This window comes from candidate division KSB1 bacterium (assembly GCA_034506255.1).
GTDB lineage: Bacteria > Zhuqueibacterota > Zhuqueibacteria > Zhuqueibacterales > Zhuqueibacteraceae > Coneutiohabitans > Coneutiohabitans thermophilus.
In genome coordinates this window covers 401059-424166 of sequence record JAPDPX010000003.1, presented here as the reverse complement: position 1 = coordinate 424166, position 23108 = coordinate 401059, and the positions used below count along the sequence as shown (strand labels likewise).

General features: G+C 60.7%; 19 protein-coding genes. 2 read left to right on the top strand and 17 right to left on the bottom strand.

Annotation, left to right across the window (positions count from 1 at the left end):
* Nucleotides 1-416: 416 nt before the first annotated feature.
* The 13 genes from ONB52_07910 to ONB52_07850 all read right to left on the bottom strand — a co-directional run bounded on the left by ONB52_07910 (nt 417) and on the right by ONB52_07850 (nt 15268).
* Nucleotides 417-1967, bottom strand: a complete 1551-nt coding sequence (locus ONB52_07910; protein ID MDZ7416074.1) for a flippase — start codon at nt 1965-1967, stop codon at nt 417-419.
* Nucleotides 1964-2929: an NAD-dependent epimerase/dehydratase family protein gene (locus ONB52_07905; protein ID MDZ7416073.1), complete on the bottom strand. Its 966-nt coding sequence runs from the start codon at nt 2927-2929 to the stop codon at nt 1964-1966. The genes ONB52_07910 and ONB52_07905 overlap by 4 nt, the downstream gene beginning before the upstream one ends.
* 117 nt (nt 2930-3046) lie before the next feature.
* Nucleotides 3047-3958, bottom strand: a complete 912-nt coding sequence (locus tag ONB52_07900; GenBank protein MDZ7416072.1) for a sulfotransferase — start codon at nt 3956-3958, stop codon at nt 3047-3049.
* A gap of 11 nt (nt 3959-3969) precedes the next feature.
* Nucleotides 3970-4899 carry an NAD(P)-dependent oxidoreductase gene (locus ONB52_07895; GenBank protein ID MDZ7416071.1) on the bottom strand — a complete coding sequence of 310 codons (930 nt, stop codon included), beginning with the start codon at nt 4897-4899 and terminating at the stop codon, nt 3970-3972.
* Nucleotides 4900-4982: 83 nt separating this feature from the next.
* Nucleotides 4983-6329: an alkaline phosphatase family protein gene (locus ONB52_07890; protein ID MDZ7416070.1), complete on the bottom strand. Its 1347-nt coding sequence runs from the start codon at nt 6327-6329 to the stop codon at nt 4983-4985.
* A 103-nt stretch (nt 6330-6432) separates the two neighbouring features.
* Nucleotides 6433-7140: a sulfotransferase domain-containing protein gene (locus tag ONB52_07885; protein MDZ7416069.1), complete on the bottom strand. Its 708-nt coding sequence runs from the start codon at nt 7138-7140 to the stop codon at nt 6433-6435.
* Nucleotides 7141-7526: 386 nt separating this feature from the next.
* A complete protein-coding gene (cysC, locus tag ONB52_07880) occupies nt 7527-8186 on the bottom strand; it encodes an adenylyl-sulfate kinase (protein ID MDZ7416068.1) in 660 nt (219 codons plus the stop codon).
* 53 nt (nt 8187-8239) lie between these two features.
* On the bottom strand, nt 8240-9634 hold the full coding sequence (locus ONB52_07875) for an alkaline phosphatase family protein (protein MDZ7416067.1): 1395 nt from the start codon (nt 9632-9634) through the stop codon (nt 8240-8242).
* Between the two features lie 109 nt (nt 9635-9743).
* Nucleotides 9744-10910 (bottom strand): sulfate adenylyltransferase, encoded by a 1167-nt coding sequence (sat, locus tag ONB52_07870; protein ID MDZ7416066.1) that lies wholly within the window; start codon nt 10908-10910, stop codon nt 9744-9746.
* 153 nt (nt 10911-11063) lie between these two features.
* Entirely contained in the window at nt 11064-13442 is a 2379-nt protein-coding gene (locus ONB52_07865) for a polysaccharide biosynthesis tyrosine autokinase (GenBank protein MDZ7416065.1), read from the bottom strand.
* A gap of 75 nt (nt 13443-13517) precedes the next feature.
* Nucleotides 13518-14111, bottom strand: a complete 594-nt coding sequence (locus ONB52_07860) for a hypothetical protein (GenBank protein ID MDZ7416064.1) — start codon at nt 14109-14111, stop codon at nt 13518-13520.
* Nucleotides 14112-14530: 419 nt separating this feature from the next.
* Nucleotides 14531-14815, bottom strand: coding sequence for a carbon storage regulator CsrA (gene csrA / locus ONB52_07855; protein ID MDZ7416063.1), 285 nt, complete (start codon nt 14813-14815; stop codon nt 14531-14533).
* Nucleotides 14816-14842: 27 nt separating this feature from the next.
* Nucleotides 14843-15268, bottom strand: a complete 426-nt coding sequence (locus tag ONB52_07850; GenBank protein MDZ7416062.1) for a flagellar assembly protein FliW — start codon at nt 15266-15268, stop codon at nt 14843-14845.
* Between the two features lie 230 nt (nt 15269-15498).
* Here ONB52_07850 and ONB52_07845 point away from each other — a divergent pair, with 230 nt between their 5' ends.
* Both ONB52_07845 and ONB52_07840 read left to right on the top strand, forming a co-directional pair.
* A complete protein-coding gene (locus ONB52_07845; GenBank protein MDZ7416061.1) occupies nt 15499-16155 on the top strand; it encodes an HAD-IA family hydrolase in 657 nt (218 codons plus the stop codon).
* Nucleotides 16156-16342: 187 nt separating this feature from the next.
* A complete protein-coding gene (locus ONB52_07840; GenBank protein MDZ7416060.1) occupies nt 16343-17668 on the top strand; it encodes an APC family permease in 1326 nt (441 codons plus the stop codon).
* On the opposite strand, the gene ONB52_07835 is transcribed toward ONB52_07840, so the two are convergent.
* From ONB52_07835 to thrB, 4 genes are all read right to left on the bottom strand, one after another.
* Nucleotides 17649-18392 carry a cyclase family protein gene (locus ONB52_07835; protein ID MDZ7416059.1) on the bottom strand — a complete coding sequence of 248 codons (744 nt, stop codon included), beginning with the start codon at nt 18390-18392 and terminating at the stop codon, nt 17649-17651. The genes ONB52_07840 and ONB52_07835 overlap by 20 nt on opposite strands.
* A gap of 859 nt (nt 18393-19251) precedes the next feature.
* Nucleotides 19252-20106, bottom strand: a complete 855-nt coding sequence (locus ONB52_07830) for an HAD family hydrolase (GenBank protein ID MDZ7416058.1) — start codon at nt 20104-20106, stop codon at nt 19252-19254.
* Between the two features lie 119 nt (nt 20107-20225).
* Nucleotides 20226-21773, bottom strand: coding sequence for an L-glutamate gamma-semialdehyde dehydrogenase (pruA, locus tag ONB52_07825; GenBank protein ID MDZ7416057.1), 1548 nt, complete (start codon nt 21771-21773; stop codon nt 20226-20228).
* A 175-nt stretch (nt 21774-21948) separates the two neighbouring features.
* The gene (gene thrB, locus ONB52_07820) at nt 21949-22863 is read right to left on the bottom strand and encodes a homoserine kinase (GenBank protein ID MDZ7416056.1); all 915 of its coding nucleotides are present in this window, start codon (nt 22861-22863) and stop codon (nt 21949-21951) included.
* Between the last annotated feature and the right edge of the window lie 245 nt (nt 22864-23108).

Here is a 23108-nt window from a genome sequence, read left to right as displayed (position 1 = left end):
AAACGTGAATTCTCTAGTCCCCGCCCCTCGTGGGCGGCTGTTCAAAAATAAATTTTTGCTACTTCAGCAGCGACCCGCAAGGGGTCGTGGCTACAAAAATTAACGTAACAGTGCACTAGCGCAGGCATTTCCGCCTGCAGACATGAGGTCTGCGCTGCCTCCACCCACGTGACTGAGGCATTACCTCCGGAGGCTGTTTTTCCCTTGCAACAGAGTTCGACTTGACGTGGCAGTATCAATGTCGGTCCGAAGAAATTGCAACCCCGGTTGAGCCGGGAGCTCAAAACGCGGACGGCCGGGAAAACTTCGGGAACTCTCATGCCCCGGCCAAGCCGCTTCGGCAACGCAGCTCTCATGGGAGAGAGGTGCGTGCTTTCGAACGGACACTGATTCTGCTTTCCGACCCCCTCCCCGCTTCAGCCCCGGCTTTTCATCCGCTGGCGCAAGCGCTGCAGCATCACCCGGTCATCCGGATGCAGGCAGAAAAGCCAGCTTCCAGCAGCCATAATGGCGGCCAGGACCAGGCCTTGCACCCAGATGCCTGCTGCGCTCACCAGCCAAACTGTCAACAGCGCCAGCATACCCACCGCGAGCAGGCGCACGGTCAGCACGGTGTAGGGATAAACGCCGAGCAGCTTGCGCAGGGCGAGCAACCGGCTGACATTCAAGATCACGATCGCCACGCCGCTGCCGAGCGCAGCACCGAGTGCGCCATGACTGGGAATCAAGACGGCATTCAAGGCCACGGCCATGATCGCTGCGCCAAACAGGAAGCGCATTTCCCATTTCTCGCGACCCATCATCTGCAGAAACTGACCGGCAGGGCCGACACCCGCATCCACCAGTGCCGCCAGCGCAATCAGGCGCAACACCGGCACGCCCGCGACGAACTCCCCGCCAAACAACTGCAAAATCGGAGCGGCAAAAACCCAGCATGCCAGGCAAATCGGCAGAGTGACGAACAACGACCAGCGCACCACCATGCGGTAGTAATTGATGATGGCGGGCCGGTCGCCGCGGCCGTGCGCTTCGGCGATCACCGTGCTGAACATCGGCACGAAGGAGCCCATCGCCAGCGTTTGAAAATCCGCGATGCGAAACGCGGCGTGATAGATGCCGACCTGTGACAGGCTCGACAGCGAACCGATCATCAGCCGGTCCGCCTGATTCAACACCAATCCCGAAAAGCGCGAGAACCACACCCGCCGCGCAAAGTGCAGCATTGCGCCGGTGGCGACCGTGGCCGGTGCCGCCGTGGCCGGTGGCAGGTGCGGCCGCAATTTGAGCAGGCCGAACAGCGCCGCCAGCACGGTGCTCGCCAGCACGGCGGCCATGGCCCAGTGCACGTTCATGGGTGCCACCAGCGACACCCCGGCGGCGAACAGCAGCAACGCAACGGGCTGCACATTGCGCCGGATCAATGCCTCCATCCCCACTTCCCGAAATGCGCGCAATGCAAAGCCCAGCCAGGAGAGCAGCGCCAGCACCGGCAGGATCACCGCCAGCCACGGCAGCACCGCCGCCATTTCCGGCTGGCCGATCCAGTCCCTGGCGATCGGCCCGCGCCAGGCAAACAGCGCGGCGCTGATGAGCAGCGAGAGCGTCGTGATGACCAGCACTGCCACGCGCATCACCCGGCGAATGTCCGCGGGCCGGGCCTGCGCGCGCGCCATGGCGATGTAGCGCACGGTGGTCTGCGAAAAACCGCCCAGGCAAATGCCGTCGAGAAAACTTAACAGCGCATTGCTGTAGGTGAACAGACCGAAGGCCTGCAAACCGAGCAGCTTTGACAGCACGACTTGCGCGATGAAATTGAGGCCGCGCCCGGTGAGCGTGCCGAGCAAAACGATGCCGCTGGAGCGCGCCATGGCCTCTGGCCGCGGCTGTTTCACCCGGCCATTGCCGGCGGCGGCCGGCGCGGCCGCCGCCGTGACGGCCGCCTGGATGTCTTTGTCCGGGGCACTCACAGGCGTTGATCCGCCTCGGCTTTGTTGGCCACGTACCAGGCCACGGTTTTCGCCAGCCCCTCGCGCAGCGGTGTCGCCGGCTGCCAGCCGAGCACGGCTTTCATGCGCGTCACATCGAGAATTTTTTTCGCCTGGCCGTCGGGCTTGGCGGTGTTCCAGCGAATGGTGCCGGTAAAGCCGGAAACTTCCTGCAGCGTTTCCGCCAACTCGCGGATCGAAGTGCCCACGCCGGTGCCGAGGTTCAGCGGTTCAGTGTCATCGTAGAGTTCGGTGGCGCGCAGGATGCCTTCGGCGCAATCCTCGACGTAGAGGAACTCGCGGATCGGCCGGCCCGTGCCCCACACCTCCACCTCGGCGGCTGCGGCCTGCTGCGCTTCGACGAACTTGCGGATCAGCGCCGCCACCACGTGGGAGCGGTCGGGATGAAACGTGTCGCGCGGACCGTAGAGATTCGTGAGAATCAGATGAATGCTGTGGAAACCATATTGCTTTTTGTAGGCCAGGCCCTGAATCGCGAGAATCTTCTTGGTCATGCCGTAGTTCACCACGGTTTCATGCGGCAGGCCCTGCCACAAATCTTTCTCCGCCAGCTCGTTTTCGAGATAACCGGGATAGGAGCAGGCCGTGCCGATTTGCACATATTTTTCCACGCCCGCCTGGCGCGCCGCCTCCATCAGGTTCGCGCCCATCACCAGGTTCTCGTAGAAGATCCGACCGGGATACAACTGGTTGATCCAGATGCCGCCGTAGTAGGCGGCGCAGTGAATCACCAGATGCGGCTGATGCCGGCGGAAACATGCCTGTGCCGCTTCGAGCCGGGTAAAATCATAGTCACGTTTGCGCGGGACGATCACTTCGCAGCCCAGGGGCCGCAGGCGGTCAACAATGTGACTGCCGAGAAAGCCGGCACCGCCGGTGACGAGCACGCGCTTGTTTTGCCAGAAGGAATTGCTTGCGCTCATGGTTCATTGCAAGTGGCTGTCTGCTGCAACAATCCTGCGAATCGCGACCGCGCCGGTGCGGCCGCTGCGCGGATATTCTCTCCTTGTGCCCGCGCCCTCCCGTTTCCCATGTCACGTTCAGGTTTCATACCCCAGCGCGCGCAGCACGTCACCGGCTTCCGCCCGCATGCGCGCCACGGTGGTTTCCGGGAGCTTGTGGTAATTGCCCACGCTCGGCGTGAAGCCGCGGCTGGTGGCGGCAATGGGGTCTTCCAGACCCGGCGCGGAGGTGTGTTGCTGCTTGTAAAACTGCAGCACCTGCTCCTCCCACGGCTCGCCGAGAAAGGCGAACAGGGCGCGGCACTGCTTTTCCGGCTCGGCCACCAGCGCTTCATAGCGCAGCGGGAAAACCCGGGCCGCATGTTTCGCCTGGAAGGCGAGCATCTTGCGGCATTGCTCCGCCCAGTAGCGTGCACCACCGGCGTAGGGATCGCCGCAGGCCTGCTTCAGCGCCTCGGCCGGACGAATCACCTTTTCGCCCACCGAACAGGCGACATCCAGACCGTGGCGATAGATGAAAACATACTGGCAGTGCGGGCCATACAGCCGCTCGATAAAATCGAGGCAATCGATGTAATGCGGGCTTTTATCAGCCCAGCGCGGTTTGCCGCACGCGCCGGCATACGCGGAAAAAAAGTAGTTGCTGAACTCGCGCAGCCTGGCCAGCACGTGCTCTTCCGCGAAGCCCATGGCGCGCAAACCCGCCATGGCCTTGTCATCCCGCCACAGCGTGCTCAACGGCAGCAAAAAGATCGACTCGGTCGGACAGGCCAGACGCGAGTGGCTGTCGAGGATCAGGCGCAGCAGCGTGGTGCCCGAGCGATGCACGCCGATCACGAAAATCGGCGGTGCGGCGAGCGGGGTCACGGCGGCCGGCGCCAGCAGCACCGGCGGGCGGGCCCGGCGCAGTCTGCGGCGCAAACGTGCCACCAGGCTCAGTTGCCGGCTGGCGCGCGGCACGGCACCGTTGCCGGCGGCGGTCGGTTTCACGGGGTCGGGCCTCACACGTTGCTGAGCGGGTTGCGGAGGTCTATGGTTTCGTAGGCGCGGATGAGCTCGTCCACGCCTTCTTCGACGGAGATGGTGGTGTAAAAGCCCAGCGCGTTGATTTTGGCATAGGAGACTTCATAGTTGCGCTGGTCCTCGTCCTTGCCGACATCGGCGTAGTGCAGATAGAAATCGACCTTGCGGCGCACCAGCTCGGCAATTTGCTCCTTGCTGTAGTTCATCTGCTCGGAGCCGACGTTGTAGACCTGGCCGATCATGCGGTCGGCGTTTTCCAGCGCAAACATGAAGCTGCGCGCCATGTCGATGACGTGGATGAAGGTGCGCTTGAAGGTCCGTTCATAGACGATCAGGTTGCGCACTTTCACCGCCTGATAAACGAAGTCATTGATCAGCAAATCCAGGCGCATGCGCGGCGACACGCCGAAAGCGGTGGCGTAGCGGAAGCAAATGGTGTTGGGTGAAGCCAGCAGGTGGCGCTCCGCCTGGGTCTTGGTGGTGCCGTAGATGGTGAGCGGATTGAGCGGTGTTTCCTCGGTGCAAATTTGACCAACGACCGCGCCGTAGTTGGAGCCGGTGGAAGCGTAAATCAGCAACTGGTTGCGGTCGCGGTTCTTCTCGACGATTTTGGTGCCGATGTAATTGACATCGTGCGCAAGCTGCTCGTTTTTCTTGCAGGCGGGATAACCAACGATGGCGGCCAGATGGATGATGGCGTCGACGCCGCGGGTGGCCTCCCGCACGCGCGCTTCATCGAGGATGTTGCCCTTGAGAAACTCGAATTTGGGATCGCTGAAAAACGGCAGCAGGCTGGCCCCGCCGTACATCAAGTTGTCCAGCACACGCACGCGATGCCCGGCAGTGAGCAGGCGCGGAATCAGAACGGAGCCGACATAGCCGGCACCGCCGGTGACGAGTAGTTTCATCCTGAACTCTCCTTGAGCTTGTCAAAACGGTGGTGGTTTACGACAGGCCGGGGGCACTGCCTGCGGCAGAACCGCCGGCCGGGCTAAAGCAGCGCGACACCATCCATGTCCGGCGGGATCGGCAGCTTCATCAACTTCAGGATGGTGGGCGCCAGGTCGCCGATCCACAGCTCATTGTGCCCGCGCACAATCTCACGATCGCGGATAAAGAGCAGGGAATCCTCGAAGGTGTGCATGCCCACCAGTGCAGTTTTTTCGCCGGGGATGGTCTTGCGCAGATCGCCCTTGAGATCATAGCCGTCATACGGCACCGCGATCAAATCCGCGGCCTGCTTGCAATTTTGGCCGTTATAGATTTCCTCGCGCTTGATCACCCGGCGGATGATGGGCGCCTGGTTGTCGGGGTCAACGAAGCCGAGCAGGGCCTCGCTCAATTTCTCGCGTGCGGCTTCGTACTGCGCCGGCGGCACCGTGCCCTGCGGCTCGCGCCCCTGCAGATTCACGAACACGCGGCCGGGAATCAGACTGTAGCCCAGCGACTCCGGATGCATGTCCGCCAGGGAACTGGGCGGCGTCTTCTTGAATTTCAACAGGCCGGCCTCGGCCAGATACCAGTTGAGATAAATCTCCTTCTTAATGGTGCAAAAGCCGTGATCCGAGAGAATGATCAACTCGGCCTCCCCGCCGATTTTGCGGTCGACCTCGCCCAGCACTTCATCGACGCGCTTGTAGAAGTCGAAAAAGGCTTTGGCATACACCGGATCATCCTTCTCCATGTGCTCCCAGAAGAAGTGATTCATCCGGTCGGTTTCCATGATGTGGCACTGAAAGAAATCCCACGGTTCCTGCGCCAGGTAATGAAACATGGCCTGCACGCGCTTGTGCAACGCTTCGTTGCACTCCGCGAGAAAGCGATCGCGATTCTCGCGCGCGAGGGCGGCATCGGCATCGATCTTGTAGCCCATCGCCTTCAGTTCCCTGCCGACGTGGGCGGGATAGGCGATCTTTTCGATTTGCGTGCAGAGAAAACATCCCACCAAAATGCCGTTGACCGGGCGCGGGGGATAAGTCACCGGCACATTCATGACAAACACGCGCTTGCCGGCGCGGCTCATGATCTCCCAAATGGTTTCGCTGGTCATGTGTGCCGAAGTCGGCACGAAGAGATCATAGGTGCCGGGTTTGCGGTCAACGAAACCGAAGATGTTGTGCTTGGCCGGGTTCTTGCCGGTCATGTAGCTCGACCAGGCAATCGAGGAAATGCAGGGCTGCACCGAGTTCATGCGGCGGAACGAGCCCTTTTCCGCCAGTTTTTTGAAGTGGGGAAAATCGCCGGCGGCAATGTGCTTCTGCATGAAGTCATAGGGCACCCCGTCGATTGAAATGACGACCACGCGGCGGGCACGATCTTTTTTGAGAAATGCAAACATGATCAATCCATGAGATCTTCCGCATCCTTGTCATGGGCCTGGCCGTGAGATTGCGCTGACGGGCAAAGCAGGCAGGCGTGTGACCGGGGGACGATGGCGGGGCTCATGCCATGCGTGCCCCGGCAAGCAGCTCGGCAAACAGCCGGTTTTCATCTTCACTCAAATGATTCCGCCAGTCGCCGACGCCACCGCGCCGGAAAAAGCTTTTCTCGTTGATTGTGGTGCCGATCTCACGGCCGCTCATTTTCTCGAAACGAAAGCATTCCAGTGCCTGTGCGGCGCGTTCGAGCGGCACTTCAAAACCAGCCGTGGCCAGGGCGTCGGCCAGGTGACGGGCACCGTCCTGCAGCAGCGCTTCATAGTGAATCGTCGCCTGCGCGTGATCACGCCAGGCGGTCACATGCCGGCGCCAGTCGGCGATGAACCAGCGCAACTGCGCGCGGCGGCCGCGCAGCCCCAGCAACTTGTAATGAAATTTCTTCATCGCGCTGTTGACCCGGTGCTGCATGTAGTAGGAATGGCTGACAAAGACATCGCGCGGATCACGCTGCACGTAAATGGCACAACCGGACCGCAGCGGCAATTCCGCCGGCAGCTTGTGCGTTTTCTGCACACCGGCGAAACCGGCCGGCGCAGGCCAGGGATGGCGGCCCGCAACCGCCTGCCGCACCCACTCCTGCCGGGGTTGCTTGCGGCCATCATCGAAATCACGGAACGGCAGATTCAAACAGTAGGCGCAGAGATAGTTGACCCAGGTGTTGCCGCTGCGGGGATAGCCGGCGACCCACACCTGGCGTGATTCATCTTTCATGGCTGTCCTCGCGCCGGCGGCGCGGTCTGCTCGAAAGGTTCGGTTGAGATAAACGTAATCGCCCGGCAGCGTGTGGACTAGTGCACTGTAAACGTAAATTCTGTAGTCCCCGCCCCTGGTGGGCGGCTGTTCAAAGATGAATTTTTGCTGCTTCTGCAGCGCCCCACAAGGAGTCGGGGGCTACAAAAAGTAACGCAACAGTGCACCAGTGCGGGAATCCCTGCCTGCAGACAAGAGGTCTGCGCCACGTCCCCACACGCAACTGAGGCATTACCGAAAAACTCTGTTTCGCGCCCGCACACGATCACGCGAAACAGAGTTTGAAATGGGATTGCCAACGCCGGCACGGGCGCCGGTGGCAAAGCCGCTGCCCGTGCCCGCAACGATTACAAATAACCCAGCTCCGTCAGCCGTTGCTTCACGACTTCTTCTTCCTGGCTGCTGTAGCCGTCGCCGTTGTTGCCGGCCGGCACAAGATAGCCGAGCTCCTCCAGCCGGCGCACGATCTTGCGCGCGGATTCCTGCGGGGTTTCCTTCTCGGTCTCGCAAATCACCTCCGGGTTGTCCGGCGGCTCATAGGGGTCGCTGATGCCGGTGAATTCCTTGATCTCGCCGGCGAGTGCCTTCTTGTAGAGACCCTTGACATCGCGCTTGATGCAGGTTTCCAGGGAGGCCTTGACATAGACTTCGACAAAATCCTTGATCAAGGCGCGGTTTTCATCGCGGACGGCCTTGTAGGGCGAAATGGCTGCGGAAATCGCAAACACACCGTTGCGGGTGAGCAGATTGCAGACAAACCCGATACGGCGGATGTTGGTGTCGCGATCCTCCTTGGAGAAGCCCAGCCCCTTGCTGAGGTTGGTGCGCACCACGTCACCATCCAGCACTTCAACCTTGCAGCCGCGCTGCTTGAGCAGGGGGACAAGTTGTTCGGTGATCGTGGATTTGCCTGCGCCGGACAATCCCGTAAACCAAATGGTGCAGCCTCGTTCGTGTGTCATGCTGTGGTTTCCTCGTTGGTCATCAACTGCAAATCGATCATTAATTCTTTTGGCCTGCCGGTCGTTTCTCTCCTGCTGCGACCGGATCGGCAAGGTGTTCACACAATGCTTTTGCCAATCATGTGCGGCGGCGGCGTCTGGCCGAGCAGATGAAGAATCGTGGGCGCGACATCGTACAGGCTCATGCCCTTGATCTCGCGGCCGCCGCCGGGTTGGGCCGGATCATGCAAAATCAGGATGCCCTGCTGGGCATGATTGGCATCATCCGGTCCGGTGTCGTTGTCGAAGGTGTGAATCGCGCCGGTGCCCAGCGTGCCGACACTCCGCCAGGACAAATCGCCGAAATAGATCAACAAGTCCGGCGCAATGTTGTTGGTGGCGCGATAGAGCGCCTGCGGCGTGTACACCTGGGTGCCAAGCGGCCGGCCCTGATGGTCTGGAATGGCCGCGATTTTAGCGGCGAGCTCGTCGCGCACCCGCTCATAGTCGCGCGGCTCGATCACGCCCTGCGGTTCACGGCCTTTGACATTGAGGAAAAGGCGGGCGTAATAACCGCCTTCCGACCAGGCCCGTGTCCGTGACCAGTCCACGGCACATTTGTCCATGGCCGTGGGTCTGGCTGGCGGCGTGTGCAGAGTGAGATAGCCGTTTTGCCACAGCCACTCGTTGATGCAAATGCCGCCGTCCATTTTCTTCGCGCCGTGGTCCGACACCACCAGCACCACCGTGTCCTGGTCGATCATCGCCAGCAATTCACCCAGCTCGCGGTCGAGGTAGCGATAGTAATCGCGTATCGCCTGCTCATGGCGGTTGCCGGGTTCATAGCCGCGATGGCCGGGGTCGCTGAACTTCCAGAAACCGTGGTGAATGCGGTCGGTGCCCATCTCCACAAACATGAAGAAGTCCCACGGTTTGGTGCGCAGGAAATGCCGCACCACACGCAGACGCTTCTCGGTCATTTCGTAGATCTGGCGCAGCAGCCAGTCCTTGTCTTCGGTGCGGAAGCCCTTGACGTCCACCATGTACTCGCCCACCACCCCGGCGATTTCCTCGCGCAGGCCGGCGGGATGGGTGTACTGGCTTTCGATGCCAGGCGTCAGGAAACAAGAGACCAGCACGCCATTCACCGGCCGCGGGGGATACGTGCCGGGCACCCCCACCACCACGACTTTTTTGTCCGCGCGTGACAACAGGTCCCACACCCGCTCCACTTTCACCGCGTTGCCGGTGGCGATGCTGAGCTTGTCGTAACTGTAATCTGCGCGGTTGCGAAAGCCGTAGATGCCGAGCTGGCCGGGATCCTGGCTCGCCATCATACACGACCAGGCCGGCACGGTGATGGGCGGATGACAGCTTTCCAATTCACCCCACAGGCCGCGCGCCATCAAGTCGCGGACATGCGGCAGCTCGTCGCGATATTGCCGAAACAAAAGTTCCGGCGGAACGCAATCGAGCCCCACGACCAGTACTTTGCGGCGATGGTTGCCAATCATAAAGCAAGCTTTCCTTTCTGATGCGGCCTGCTCCCGAACACCCTTCGCGGGCATTCGCGCTGATACTGCCGTTCGCAGGCCGGGCCGGCGCGCCTGTGCCGGCGAACACTCAAGCGGCCGCCCGCTGGCGCAGGCCTTCGATCAACACTTTCACAACCTCCGTGCGACTGAATTCCGGCGGCGGCAGCTCGCCCTTGGCCAGCATGTTGCGCACTTGCGTTCCGGAGAGCGTGACATGATGTGCCGGCGGGTGCGGGCAGGTCTTGCTCGTTACCACCGCCTGGCAGGTACGGCAGAAGAATGAATGCTCGAACTTCAGGGGTGTAATACCCAGTTCTTCGGGCCGGAACTGTTCGAAAATGAGCTGGGCATCGTAGGTGCCGTAGTAGTTGCCGACGCCGGCATGATCACGGCCGATGATCATGTGAGTGCAGCCAAAATTCTTGCGGCACAGGGCGTGAAAGATGGCCTCGCGCGGCCCGGCATAGCGCATCGCCGCGGGAAACACGCTGAGCACGACGCGGTTCTGTGGGTAGTATTCGCGAATCAGCACTTCATAGCTGCGCATGCGAATGTCGGCGGGGATGTCATCCTGTTTGGTGGCGCCCACCAGGGGATGCAACAGCAGGCCATCGACGATTTCGAGCGCACACTTCTGAATGTATTCATGTGCCCGGTGCACGGGATTGCGGGTTTGAAAACCGACCACGGTTTTCCAGCCGCGCTGCTCGAATTGCTGGCGCAGTTGCGCCGGCGTGAAGTGGTAGCCGGCAAAGGGCAGCTCGGCGGGATTGTCCACCTGCCAAATCTCGCCGGCCAGACAGGTGTTGCCCTGCGCCAGCAGGCGCGCCACCCCGGGATGGGCGGGATCCGTGGTGCGATAGACTTCGCGGGCCTCCACCATCTTGTCGGGCGTGAACTTGTCCGTGATCTTGAGCGTGCCCAGGATTCTGCCACTCATTTCGATCAAGGCGACTTCCTCGCCGAGGCGCACCTCCGCGGCGAGCTCCTCCGGCACCGGCAGCGTGACCGGGATCGACCAGATGAAGCCGTTTTTCAAGCGCATGGTGTGCACCACGCTCTCGTAGTCTTCCCGGTTCATGAAGCCGGTGAGCGGGCTCATTGCGCCCATCGCAATCATTTGCAGATCGGAGATCGCCACTTCACCCAGTGGGATCTTCTTCATCTTTTGTGCGCGCGCGAGCGCTTCCTCCTTCGCAGAGCCACGCAGCACTCGATCAACGAGAGTGCCGCCGTGGGGGATGCTGGTTGGCATGCTGGGTTGACTCCTCTTCAGATTGCATGGTAATGGATCGGGCTGTAGTCAGCCCGCCGGAGCGGGCTCCTCCTGCCTGAGGTGCAGACGCCGTTGAGCGTTGCTACGTCCGTTGAATTGACGATGATTGGCTGCCGCCGGCCGGAGGCCGTTTCAGGCGCGACTGTGGCTGCTGCGCCGGGTTTTGCGTTTTTTCTCGCCGTCCCTGCCATAGTAGTAGTAATGATAGTAATAGTAGTAGCTGCCGTACATGCTCTCGATATGCACGCCATTGAGCAGCGCGCCCAGCAGGCGGGCATTGACATTCTTGAGCAGGGTGTAGGCACGGAACGCGGCTTCCCGGTCGGTTTGGCCGGATTTCAACACCAGGATCACGCCGTCCAGCCGCGGTCCCAGCACCGCGGCATCGGTGACCGCGATGATGGGCGGGCTGTCGAACAGCACGATGTCATACATCTGCTTCATCTCTTCCAGCGTGCGTGTCATGGCGTTCGACGCGAGCAACTCGGAGGGGTTGGGCGGCAGTGTGCCACAGGGCAACACATAAAGATTGTCGATCTCCGTGGGTTGCACCGCCTCCGCGATCGTGGCCTTGCCCACCAGAATATTCGACAGGCCGATGCGGCGGTCGACCTTGAAGATGGTGTGCAGTACCGGGCGGCGCAAATCCGAGTCGATCAGCAGCACGCGGCTGCCCATTTGCGCCATGGTGATGGCGAGATTGGAAACCGAGGTCGATTTGCCCTCGCCCGGTCCGGGACTGGTCACCAGCAGTGCCTTCAGGTCGCGGTCCAGCCGGGTGTACTGCAGGTTGGTGCGAAAAGTGCGGTAGGCCTCCGAGATCGGCGACTTGGGCGCGAAATGGGTGATCAGGCGGGCGGCGATCTTGCGCACCTCCTCGCTGTCCTGCGAGCCGTTCATGTTCGGCATGACTTTCAACCGCTTCACCGCCTCCTCCTGTTTGATCATCGGGATCGAGCCCAGCACGGTGATCCCCAGGCGCTCGACATCCTCGATCGAGCGCACCGAGTTGTCGATGTATTCGAACATGAACGTGAGCGCCAGGCCCAGCCCCAGGCCGATCAACGCCCCCACCACGAGATAAAGCTTCTTGCGCGGCTTAATCGGCTCCTTGGGCGCGCGCGCGGTGTCGATGATGCGCACCTGGCCGAGCTGGCCAACTTCGGTAATGCGGGATTCCTCGTATTTCTCCTGCATCATCAGGTAGATCTTCTCGTCTACCGTAGCGGCGCGCTCCAGCCGCGCCAGTTGCAGACTCTTTTCCGGCAGCGATTCCAGCTCGCGGCTGTATTGCCGGATGATGCCCTGCAGGGCCTCGAGCTTGGGCTGCAGCGCCTGCAGATTCGCCTCGATTTCCACCTTGCGCGCGATCAGGTTCGAACCGAAGGAAACCGGATCGAGCACGTCGAGCTTGGTGAACTTCAGGATCTCCTCGCGCAATTGTCGGTTGAGTAGCTCGATTTGATCATCGAACTTGCGAAGTTGCGGGTCATCCTCACGATAGACGCCCTGGTTGATGAGATTCGCCAGGTAGAGTGCGCGTTTGCCCTGCAGCTCGCCGATCTGTCTTTTCAAACCCTCGAAATAGGGTGTCACCGAGACGTTGTCCAGGTCGAAATTCTGCTTGTTGGCCTCGAGTTGCCGGTCGACATACTGCAGCCGCTGCTGATTGGCGTTGTATTCGGTGAGCGCTTCGTTGTAGAGGCCTTCGAATTCGGCAAGTTTGCGGATGAGTTCCTGGGTTTCGTTGGGCAGCGCCACGACCTTCTGCGTCTCCTTGAAGGTTTTGAGCTCCTCCTCGGAGCGCGCCAGTTGCCGCTCGATGTTCTGCAGTTGCTCTTCCAGGAAGTTCTTCACCTGCCGCACTTCCTCCTGGCTGCTGAGACGGTTGCGCTCACTGTAGGATTGCACCAGCGTGTTGGTGATAAAGGCGGCTTCCTCCGGTGAGGCGGCAGCAACCTTGATTTCGATCATGTCCGTGTCGCGGATGGGGATGATGGTGATGCGATTGCGCAACTCTTCCACAATGTCATCCAGCGCCACTTCCCCGGCAGAATCCGCCGGCGTACCGAACAAGCCGGCAAACCAGCGGCCGATGTCGGCGAGAAAATGGCTGTCCAACTCGGCTTCCGGGTTGAGCAATTCGAGCTGATCGGCAAATTGCGATTTTTGCAGCCGGTTGATCGTGGTCTCGGCGAGGCTGCGGCTCTTCAGGATCTCGACCTGGTTGTTGATCATCGTCTCCTTCTTGATGAAGCCGCCGATGTCGAAAATCTCGTCCTCCACGCCGCCCTTCTCTTCGATCATCAGCTTGGCGGAGGCCTCATACACCGGTTTGGTGGTGAAGGTGATATAGCCGGTGATCAGCATCACCACACTGAAGGCGGTGAGAATGATCCAGCGCCCGCGATAGAGAATCCGCACGTAGTCATTGAACGAGATTTGTCGCTCCCGCAGTTCTTCCATGGTAAAATATTCCTGAATGAGTGCGATGGTGAGGAACCGGAACACCGGTTCGCATGCCGGACTGGCTGCCGGCGGCGGCCCACCACGGGGGAGGTGGAACCGCGCCGGCCGCCCGACCGCTCAGCGATTCAGCCAAAAATAAAGCTGGCCGAGAATCGCGACGCGCGTGACCAAATCCAAAATTTTGCGGATGCTGGTGTAGGAGTTGCCGGACACGACGATGGTATCGCCGGGCTGCAGCGCTGGGATCAAGCCGGTGTCACCGGTCTCGAGAAACTTCTTGACATCGACGGTGAGCACCTTCACCCGGGGGGCGCTGTCCTCCGCGTCGGGCGCGGCCGGTTTCGCCTGATTGACTGGCCCGTTTGTTGCCGGCGCCAGACTGGTGGTGCGCGCCGCCGCCGGGTTGAGCGCACGCACGATGCGAATCGCTTTGATCCTGGCTTCTTCGATCGGCCCGCCGGCGAAGGACATCAGCGCAATCAGATCCGTGTCGGTCGGCACCATATATTGCCCGGGTTTGCGCACGAATCCCCAAATATTGACTTTCATCAGCAATTCGTCGCCGTCACCCAGGTAATATTGTGTACCGCGATAAGGCGTGGGGCTGGTGGGCTTCGTTTCCTCCTCTTCCTGTGCGAAACCCGGGGTTGACAGAAAGGACCACATGGCAGGAAAGAGCAGACACACTGCTCTCATCACAAAACGTCGCATTGCTTCACCCATAGAATTTGGTTCGTGGCGCCCGTCCCATCCCGGGGAAAGGCCAGTCAACGGCCGGTTAGCTTCCCTGCAACAGGCCGTATGACTCCGGCGGCCACGCGCCAGCCGTTCGTTCATCCGGCACGAACGCGAGGCGGGCAGCAGCCGAAATCCACTTCGGAAAATTGACGAGCTTACAATATCGACCAAGGCCGCGAATCAGCGAAAAAAGTTACGCAGATTTCACAACCCGGGCTGGCGGGCAAAACCGGCGGGCGGGGCGCAACGGAATGACAGCGCGGCGGAACAGGACAACGCGGGCACAGTCCGCTCCAGACACAAAAAAGGCCGGGAGCAAGCGCAAGGCGATTCTGTTCCCGGCCGATGAGTACGTGCCTGTTGTGAAAAAGAGCGGCGGCTGAGGCCTCGTCTCAGGTGATGGATGACTTGGCATCATCGGAGTGACCAACGATGGGCTTGCTGGACATCAACTCTTTCAGACCATCGGTCATGGTCTTGACATCCCCCAGGGCGGCTTCGACGGCAGCCTTGTTCTCCAACATAATCCGTTCGTAAATCTCCCCCCGATAGACGCTGATCTCGGCGGGCGCTTCGATACCCACCCGGATTTGTTTCCCATGAATGTCCACGATCTTGATTACGATATCATCACCGATGACGATTGTCTCACCCAACCTCCTTGTCAAGACCAGCATGTCATCTCCTTCATCATGTCTGCGCGTCTACGATTGAATAATGCGGTGCTTGGTCGAGTAGCGATCGTCAAGGAGCACCAATTGTTTGCCGATCTTCATCGCCTTGTTGACGAGAATCGGGCCACTCAGGTTGACAGTGGCCAAGCGGGGATCAAGATTCATCGTTACAATAGAGTACATCTCGAGGCTTTGCGGATTCTCGGCGGACAATTCGTTGAGATCGCGGCGGGTAATGTTGGGGCTGTAATCGGTGCAGCAGGTGAGCGGATTCATCAGCATGAAACTCACTTCCGGATTCTCAATGCTGATCATCCATCGAAACGGCAGGTACTCCGGCGGTTCCAGAAAGATGTACTTCTTGAACCGTAGAAAGCCAAGCAATCCTTGGGGAAAGGTGACGACCTCGTTCTCCGAAAAGGTCACCTCACCCAGGTGACGATGCTGGATTTCCATAGCGTTTTTCCTCCTCCGTCCGTATGAATTGCCTGACAGTCCGGTGCAGACCGGCGCAGGCAACAGGGCAAAAGTTCGGCAACTTTTGGTGCACACATTATAGAATTTCTGCACCAAACCGCAAGCACAAAATTAGCCGGCGCCCGTCCAGCCCGCCGCTTTCCGCCAGCGCGCGCTTGCATCCCACTTGCCGCCTGCGTACTTTCCCCCATTCCATTGCGGAGGAAAAATTGCCGGCCCCTTCCTTTCAACCCACTCTGCTCGTTTTCGATCTCGACGGCACGCTGGTCGATACCCGCCAGGATTTGGCCAACGCTGTAAATCATGCCTTGCACTCCCTCGGGCGCCCGCCTCTGCCGCTCGCACACCTGACCGCCTGCTTGGGCGACGGCGCACGCATGCTGCTAACGCGCGCTCTCCCCGGCGGCAGCGCCGCGGAAATTGAAGCCGGCCTGCGCCGTTTCCGCGAATTCTATGCCGAACATCTCCTCGATCATTCGCGCCTGTATCCCGGCGTGCGGGAAACCCTGCGTCATTTTGCCGGCAAAAAGAAAGCCCTGCTTTCCAACAAACCGCAGGAGTTCGTGACCGCCATGCTGCAGCGCTTGCAGCTTGCCGGTCATTTCGACATGATCGTGGGCGGCCACCCGGCGCGCAAACTCAAACCCGATCCCCAGTCCCTGCTTGACATCCTGGCAAACCTCGGGGTGGCCCCCGTCAGCGCGCTCATCATCGGTGACGGCGAAAATGATCTGATCGCCGGCCGCGCCGCCGGCATCGCCACCTGCGCCGTGCTCTACGGCTACCGACCGGCCGAAACCCTGCTGGCTCTGCAACCGGATTATACCGTGCAAGCTCTGCCCGAACTGATCTCTCTGATCACCTGAAGCAGGCACAACCCTGCCGCCCCGGAGAAGCCTTAAACTTGCGCCTGGGTCGTGATCGTGCTGAATTCCCGCGGCCCACCAGCTTGCACAAACTTCCGAGAGATTTGGGATGTCCACTGCCCCAACCTGCCCTGCCACAACAAGCATAAACACCCCCAGCCCGCCGCCGGCACATGCAGGCCTACGCGTGCAGCCGCTGCGGCACTTCAGTCTGCTTTGTCTGGTTTATGTCACTGTCTGCGCTGGCCCCTTCGGCCTCGAAGAGTTTGTCCGCAGTGTCGGTCCCGAGCTGGCGTTCGCCTTGTTGTTGCTCACTCCGATTTTTTGGGGATTGCCGCTGCTGTTCATGTCCGCCGAACTGGCGGGCGCGCTGCCGCTGGAGGGTGGCCTTTATCGCTGGGTCAAAACCGCCTTCGGTGATTTTTGGGGATTTCAGGCGGGCTGGTGGTGGTGGCTCAGTTCATTTCTGGATTGCGCCATCTATGCCGTGCTGGTGGCGGATTATGTCTCCTTCTTCCATCCCGGCATGAGCGCACTGGCGCGTTGGGGTCTCGCGCTGGCCGTGATTTGGGTCTTCACGCTGCTGAATGTGCGCGGTGTCGCTGTGATGGGCATGAGCGCGACGTTCCTCACCGTCGTGCTGCTCGCACCCTTTGCGATCATGCTCATACTCGGCGTACCGCAGATGGCACAGTGTCCCCTCACCCTGCTGATGCCCGCCACGCGGGAGACGGCCGCAACGCTGGGCGCGGGTTTGCTGATGAGTATTTGGTTCCTCAGCGGCTTCGAGGCGCTCGCCACAGCCTCCGGCGAAATCCAGGATGCGGCACGTCTCCTGCCCCGCGCGCTGCGTTGGGTTTTTCCGCTGATCCTCCTGAGCTACGGCCTGCCGCTTTGGGTGAGTTTGGGGGTCGATGGGGACTGGCAAAATTGGCGCGCCGGCCACTTTGCTGACATTGCCGCGAAGCTGGGCGGGCCGTGGTTGGGCGGATGGGTGTCGCTGGCGGGGGTAACCGCGAATCTGGCATTGTTTGGCGCGTGGTTGCTCTCCTATGCCCGCATTCCCTTCGCGATGGCGGCAGACGGCCATTTGCCCGCAACGTTGTGCCGCCTCTCACCGCGCTACGGCACTCCGGTGACGGCACTGGTGGTGAGCGCAATGCTCTACAGCGTGATGGCGTGGTTCGATTTCCGCAGCCTGGTGGAGATGACCATCTGGCTGATTCTGCCGGCCATGTTCCTGGAGTTTCTCGCGCTGGCCAAATTGCGCCACAGTCATCCCGATTTGCCACGACGCTTTCGTGTGCCCGGCGGCCGCCTTGGGTTGGTTTTCACCGTCATCTCGCCGATTGGAATTGGTCTGTTCGCCATGTTTGGCAGCGGCACGGATTATGTCCTGCCGGGCGTCATGGCGCTGGCCAGTGGTCCGGTGGCCTTTTGGCTGGGCCGGCGCTTTTCCCGACACGCGCCGGCTGCCGGGCACTCTCCCCAGTTCACGGCACGATCGCAATGATGCGCAGCGGTCCACCGCTGCCACCCTTGATTTTCATCGGCAGCGCAATCACGGTGGCGCCGACTGCCGGAAGTTGCTCGAGCTGCGCGACATTCTCGAAGGCCGGAATGTTTTCACGAAACAATGTCTGATGGCTCTCGAACAGCGTCGATTGGCCGTAATCGATGCTCGGCGTATCGATGCCCACGGCTTTGACACCACGCTGCACCAGCCAGGCTGCGGCCTGGGGATGCAAGCCGGGGAAATGCAACCCGGCAACTGCCTGCGGTCCCGTCTCGGCGGTACCGAGATATTTTTCGCGATCCGGCCAATATTTACCATAGCCGGTGCGCAGCAGCACGATAGCTTGCGCCGGCAGGCGGCCATGCTGCTTTTCCCACGCTTCGAAATCGGCAATTTGAATTTGATAATCACGATCGGCTGCCGCCGCAGTGGACACATCCACCACCACCGCCGGCCCCACCAGTCGCTCCAGCGGGATTTCGTCGGTGGTATGCTTGCCCTCGGCAAAATGGATGGGCGAATCGAGATGGGTGCCGCCATGCTCGGCGGCGGAGAAATTATTGGCGGCGTAGTAATAACCCGCCGCGGTCATGCCCTCCGCGACTTTCTCGAGCGTGAACGATTTTGCCGTCGGCCAGTAAATCGTCTCCGCCGAGAATGGATGGGTCAAATCGATCAAGTGGCCGGCGGGCAAGCCCGGCGGTGCGGGCGTGCAATGCATGAGGCCGCCGGCGAGCAGCGAAGCGGCTGCAAACAAACCCATGACCGTGCGCATGATTTCCTCCATGAATTGGTGCCACGCTTTGATTGCCCGAAGCCCTGCTGTGTCCCGGAGGGCGCGACCCGCTGCAAGATGCGCTGGTGAGCAGTGCCCGCTGCAGTGGTCAAGCCATTGTCGCGCAGACCACAGAGTTTCCGCGCAACCCGCAGCTTTGACAGCTTCAAGCAACCGCGGGTGCTGCCCACTGTTCGCTTTCATCATCTGCGAAGGCCGCCACCCCGGCAAGACACGCAAAGCATTGGGCTACCCGTTCAGAGTTATTTTTTGAGCTGGAGTGCGAAGCCGAAGCTTTTGGTGACAAAGACGCTATGCCCACCGGCAAACTGTGCCATGAGGCATCCGATGAAAACAAAGAGCAACTCCGCGGAAAAACTTCCCCGCGAAAACACCCCTCCACGAAATGTTTTTTTCGCGGAATTTCCGTTTTCGTGGGAGGATTATTGGGGTTTGATTCCAACACCCAGACTCGCAGCACTATTGTGCTGTAAACAGAGCATGCCGCACGACTGATGGATGTTTACCCTCTCATCTTGAAGCGACGACAAAAACAGCTCCAGCGGAGTGGGCTGTTTACAGCTTCGTCCAACCCGCAAAATGCAGGCGCCGGAGGAGCGGCCATGACAGGCATTTGTTTCCAAAACACTGCCCGCTGCTCCTTCGCTGTCCACGGCTGGCGCTGCTGACGCAAATGGAAGTCATACCTGGTCAGGGCTTTTTGAAGCGGAGTGCAATGCTTGAGCATTGCCCCAAGCTGCAGCTTTGCACTCTGCAACTCAAGTTCCAACCCTGAGCAGGTATGTCAGCCGCCGGTCTGCTGCTCCCAGGGCTGATCCAACAACAAATTCGCAAGCTGCGCCACACTGGAAATCGTCAAATCGGGGGCCTGATCGTCCTGCTCTTTCCCGGCATAAGTGGGGCGATGAATCCAGGCAGTGTGCATGCCCAATGCCCTGGCACCAGCGATGTCGGTGCGCTGCAAATCACCAACGTGAAGGCAGTGCTGTGGCGCCAGTCCCAGCCCGGCCAGAGCGCGCTGGAACATCTCGGGATGCGGCTTGGTGTGGCCGACTTCCCCGGAAAAGATCAGCACCTTGAAGCAGCGCAGCAAATCATACTCCGCCAGAATGCGGCGTAACACCCGGCCGGGTGTCCACGCGGTGTCAGAGATCAATGCCAGCGGATACTTTTGCGCCAGCCGCGTCACGCCTTCCCGCACGCCCGGCAGCAGCGGTGGCTGGGTGGTGAAATTTTCGAAGAATTCCACGGTGCGCGCCCGGCTGTCAGGCGGCAGCTCCGCTTCGAGATAACGCAACATGGCCGTCAGACCGTCGCGGGCATCGAAAGCGATCTGCCGGTACCACAGGCTGTCGAAATACTCCCAGGCATGCTGATAAGCGGCGCGCACCTGCTCCGCAGTTCTCGCAATGCCATGGCGCTGCAATTCCTGCAGAAGGAACTGCTGGCGCTGCTCGCTGAACACGACGGTGTCAGTCGGCGCCGGATGATCGTCGAGAATGGTGCCCCAGAGATCGAGTGTGATGCCACGGAGTTCACGACCAAGCCGGCGCAAACCCTCCTGCGCCGCACCGGGAAGCTGCCGCCAGAGCGCAGCGGCGGTGGTGGTGTGATTGAAATTGTGCAATTCAATTGTCATGGGATGATCAATCGCGGTCCCGTGCTGCCGGTGACGGAAAACCATCACACCGCCGGGGCCATCATGCCGGTCTCGGCTTCAAACCCGTGCGCCACATGACAGCCGGACACACGCCGCGCTCACAATTTTTCCGAGATCGACTTGGCCTGCAGAAAGAGCAGCAGATAGTCGCGGCCGCCGGCTTTGGAATTGGTGCCGCTCATGTTGAAACCACCGAAGGGATGGCCGCCCACCAGCGCACCGGTGCACTTGCGGTTGAGGTAAAGGTTGCCGCAGTGGAAATCGCGCTTGGCGCGGGCAATCTTGTCGCGGTTGCGGGTGAACACCGCACCGGTCAGGCCATACTCACTGGCGTTCGCAACGGCAATCGCCTGGTCGAAATCCCGCACTTTGATGAGCGCCAGCACCGGCGCAAAGATTTCCTCGCAGGCGAGGCGCGCGTTGGGTGCCACTTCGCCAAAGATGGTCGGCTGCACAAAATAGCCGCCCGCCGGGCCTTTCTCGCCGCCACACAACAATTTGCCTTCCTGCCTGCCGATCGCGATGTACTGCAGCGTTTTCTCCTGCGCGGCGGCGTTGATGACCGCGCCCATCCAGTTGCGCGGGTCCTGCACCGGACCGATCGTGATCTGGCGGGTGCGTGCCACCAGCCGCTCGCTGAATTCGTCATACACCCTGCCGGAGATGATCGCCCGCGAACAGGCGCTGCACTTTTGTCCTTGAAAACCGAAGGCGCTCACGGTCACCGCCTCCACGGCCGCCGCCAAATCGGCCTCATCGTCCACGATGATGGCGTCCTTGCCGCCCATTTCCGCCACCACACGCTTGATCCAGATCTGCCCCTTCTGCGGTTTGGCCGCCAGCTCGTTGATGTGCAAACCCACTTCTTTCGAGCCGGTGAAGGCAATGAAGCGGGTTTGCGGATGCGCCACGAGATAATCGCCGATCTCTCCGCCGCTGCCCGGAAGGTAGTTCAACACACCGGGTGGCAGACCGGCGTCGCGAAAAATTTCAACCAGACGATAGCCGATGGCGGGCGTGTCACTGGCGGGCTTCAGCAAAACCGTGTTGCCGGTGACAATCGCCGCGCTGGTCATGCCGGTGAGAATGGCGAGCGGAAAATTCCACGGCGGTATCACCACGCCCACCCCGAGTGGCAGGTAAACCAGTTCGTTGTATTCCCCCGCCACTGCGGTCACCGGCTGGCGTTCGGAATAGCGCAGCATCTCGCGGCCGTAGAATTCCAGAAAATCGATCGCCTCCGCCGTGTCGGCATCGGCTTCGTTCCAATTTTTGCCGGCTTCCAGGACCATCACGGCGGACAACTCGTGCCGTCGCCGGCGCATGATTTCCGCGGCCTTGAACAGCACGATGGCGCGTTCTTTGGGATCAACATGCTGCCAGGATTCGAACGCGCGCAGCGCCGCGGCCATCGCCAGGTCCACCTCCTTGACGCCCGCCTGATGAAACAGGCCGATCACCTTCGTCTTCTCGCAGGGGTTGTGCGAGGGCTTGAGTTTGCCGGTTTTCACCTGCTCGCCGTCAATGAACAGGGCGTACTCGCGCGCGCTTTGCGCCTCCACTTCGCGCAGCGCCTGCAGCATGGCCTGATGGTTGGCGGCATCAGAATAATCCAGCAGGGCGGTATTCTTGAATGCAGTGATCATGGCAGTTCCTCATCGGTTAATGACTCGGGCGCAGCTTTCATTCCACCGGAATTTTACACGATGCGCTTCATTCATCAAAGTTCAACAGCCGGACGCAGACAACGCCGCAAGGAGTGCAAGGTTTGGGAAAACGCTGCGCACCTTCGCAGGCGCGATTTGCGTTCTGCAAGCCACGTTACGAAATCTCCACCACCGCACCATCTGCCGCGAGCTGCAACAACAACGGCCGGCCCGCCACCTCCAGAGCCTGTGCCGCGGCTGCCATGGCCGTGACCACCCGCTCCGCGGCTCCGTCTTCGCAGAGTGCCAGAATCGTGGAGCCCGAGCCGCTGAGAAAACTGCAGAACGCACCGGCTTGTTGCGCCGCCGTGGTGATTTCATCAAAGGCGGGAATGAGCGGCTTGCGATAGGGCTGGTGCAGGGTGTCACGCGCCGCCAGGCGGAGCAGATCCGGCCGGTGCTGCGCAAAGGCGGCGACCATCAGAGCGGCACTCTGCAGGTTGGCAACGGCCTCCTGCCGCCGCACGGCCGTGGGCAGGACACGCCGCGCAGCCTCGGTGGCAACCTCGCGCACAGGCACAAAACAGGCGGCAACCCATCCCGGTGGGGGTGCGAAACGCGCACACCTCACCCCGCCCTGGTCGACGCCGGTCACCGTCATCCCACCGAGCAGCGAAGCCGCCGCATTCTCGGGATGGCCCTCCAGCTCACAGGCCAGATTCAAAATGCCGGAGGATCCGAACGGATTGCCGAAATACGCCTCCGCCGCCAGCAAACCTGCGATGATCGCCGCACCGCTGCTGCCCAGCCCGCGACGCAACGGAATGTGGTTGTCGATTTCGAGCGCCAGCGGCGGTGCCGGCTGCTGCAGCTTGCGGCAGGCAAAGGCAAAGGCACGCACAATCAGATTGTCCGGCGCCGCGGCGATTTCTGCCGCGCCCTCGCCACGCGCCGAAAGTACTCCGCTGTGGTCGCCCGCGACATGACAAATCACGTGCAAAGGCAACACCACCGCGAGTCCGAGCGTGTCAAAGCCCGCGCCCAGGTTGGAAGTCGAGCCCTTGACGTGCACATGAATTGTTTTTGTCATGGCAGGCGCAGGATTCAATCACATTGCAAATGGAAACAGGCTGGCGGGAGAACATGGTCTGCAATTGCCCTGGCGATCCCTTGCCTTGAAATCTACAGCCACCACGCATGTCATCCTGGAAGGGGCCTGTGAGGATTTGAGCACGGTGCCGTGTGCCTCACAAGATGAGCCCGAAAATGCCATAACACAAGCCTCCACCTTGCCGACAGACAACATGTCCAATGTCACTAATTTTTCAAACAAAG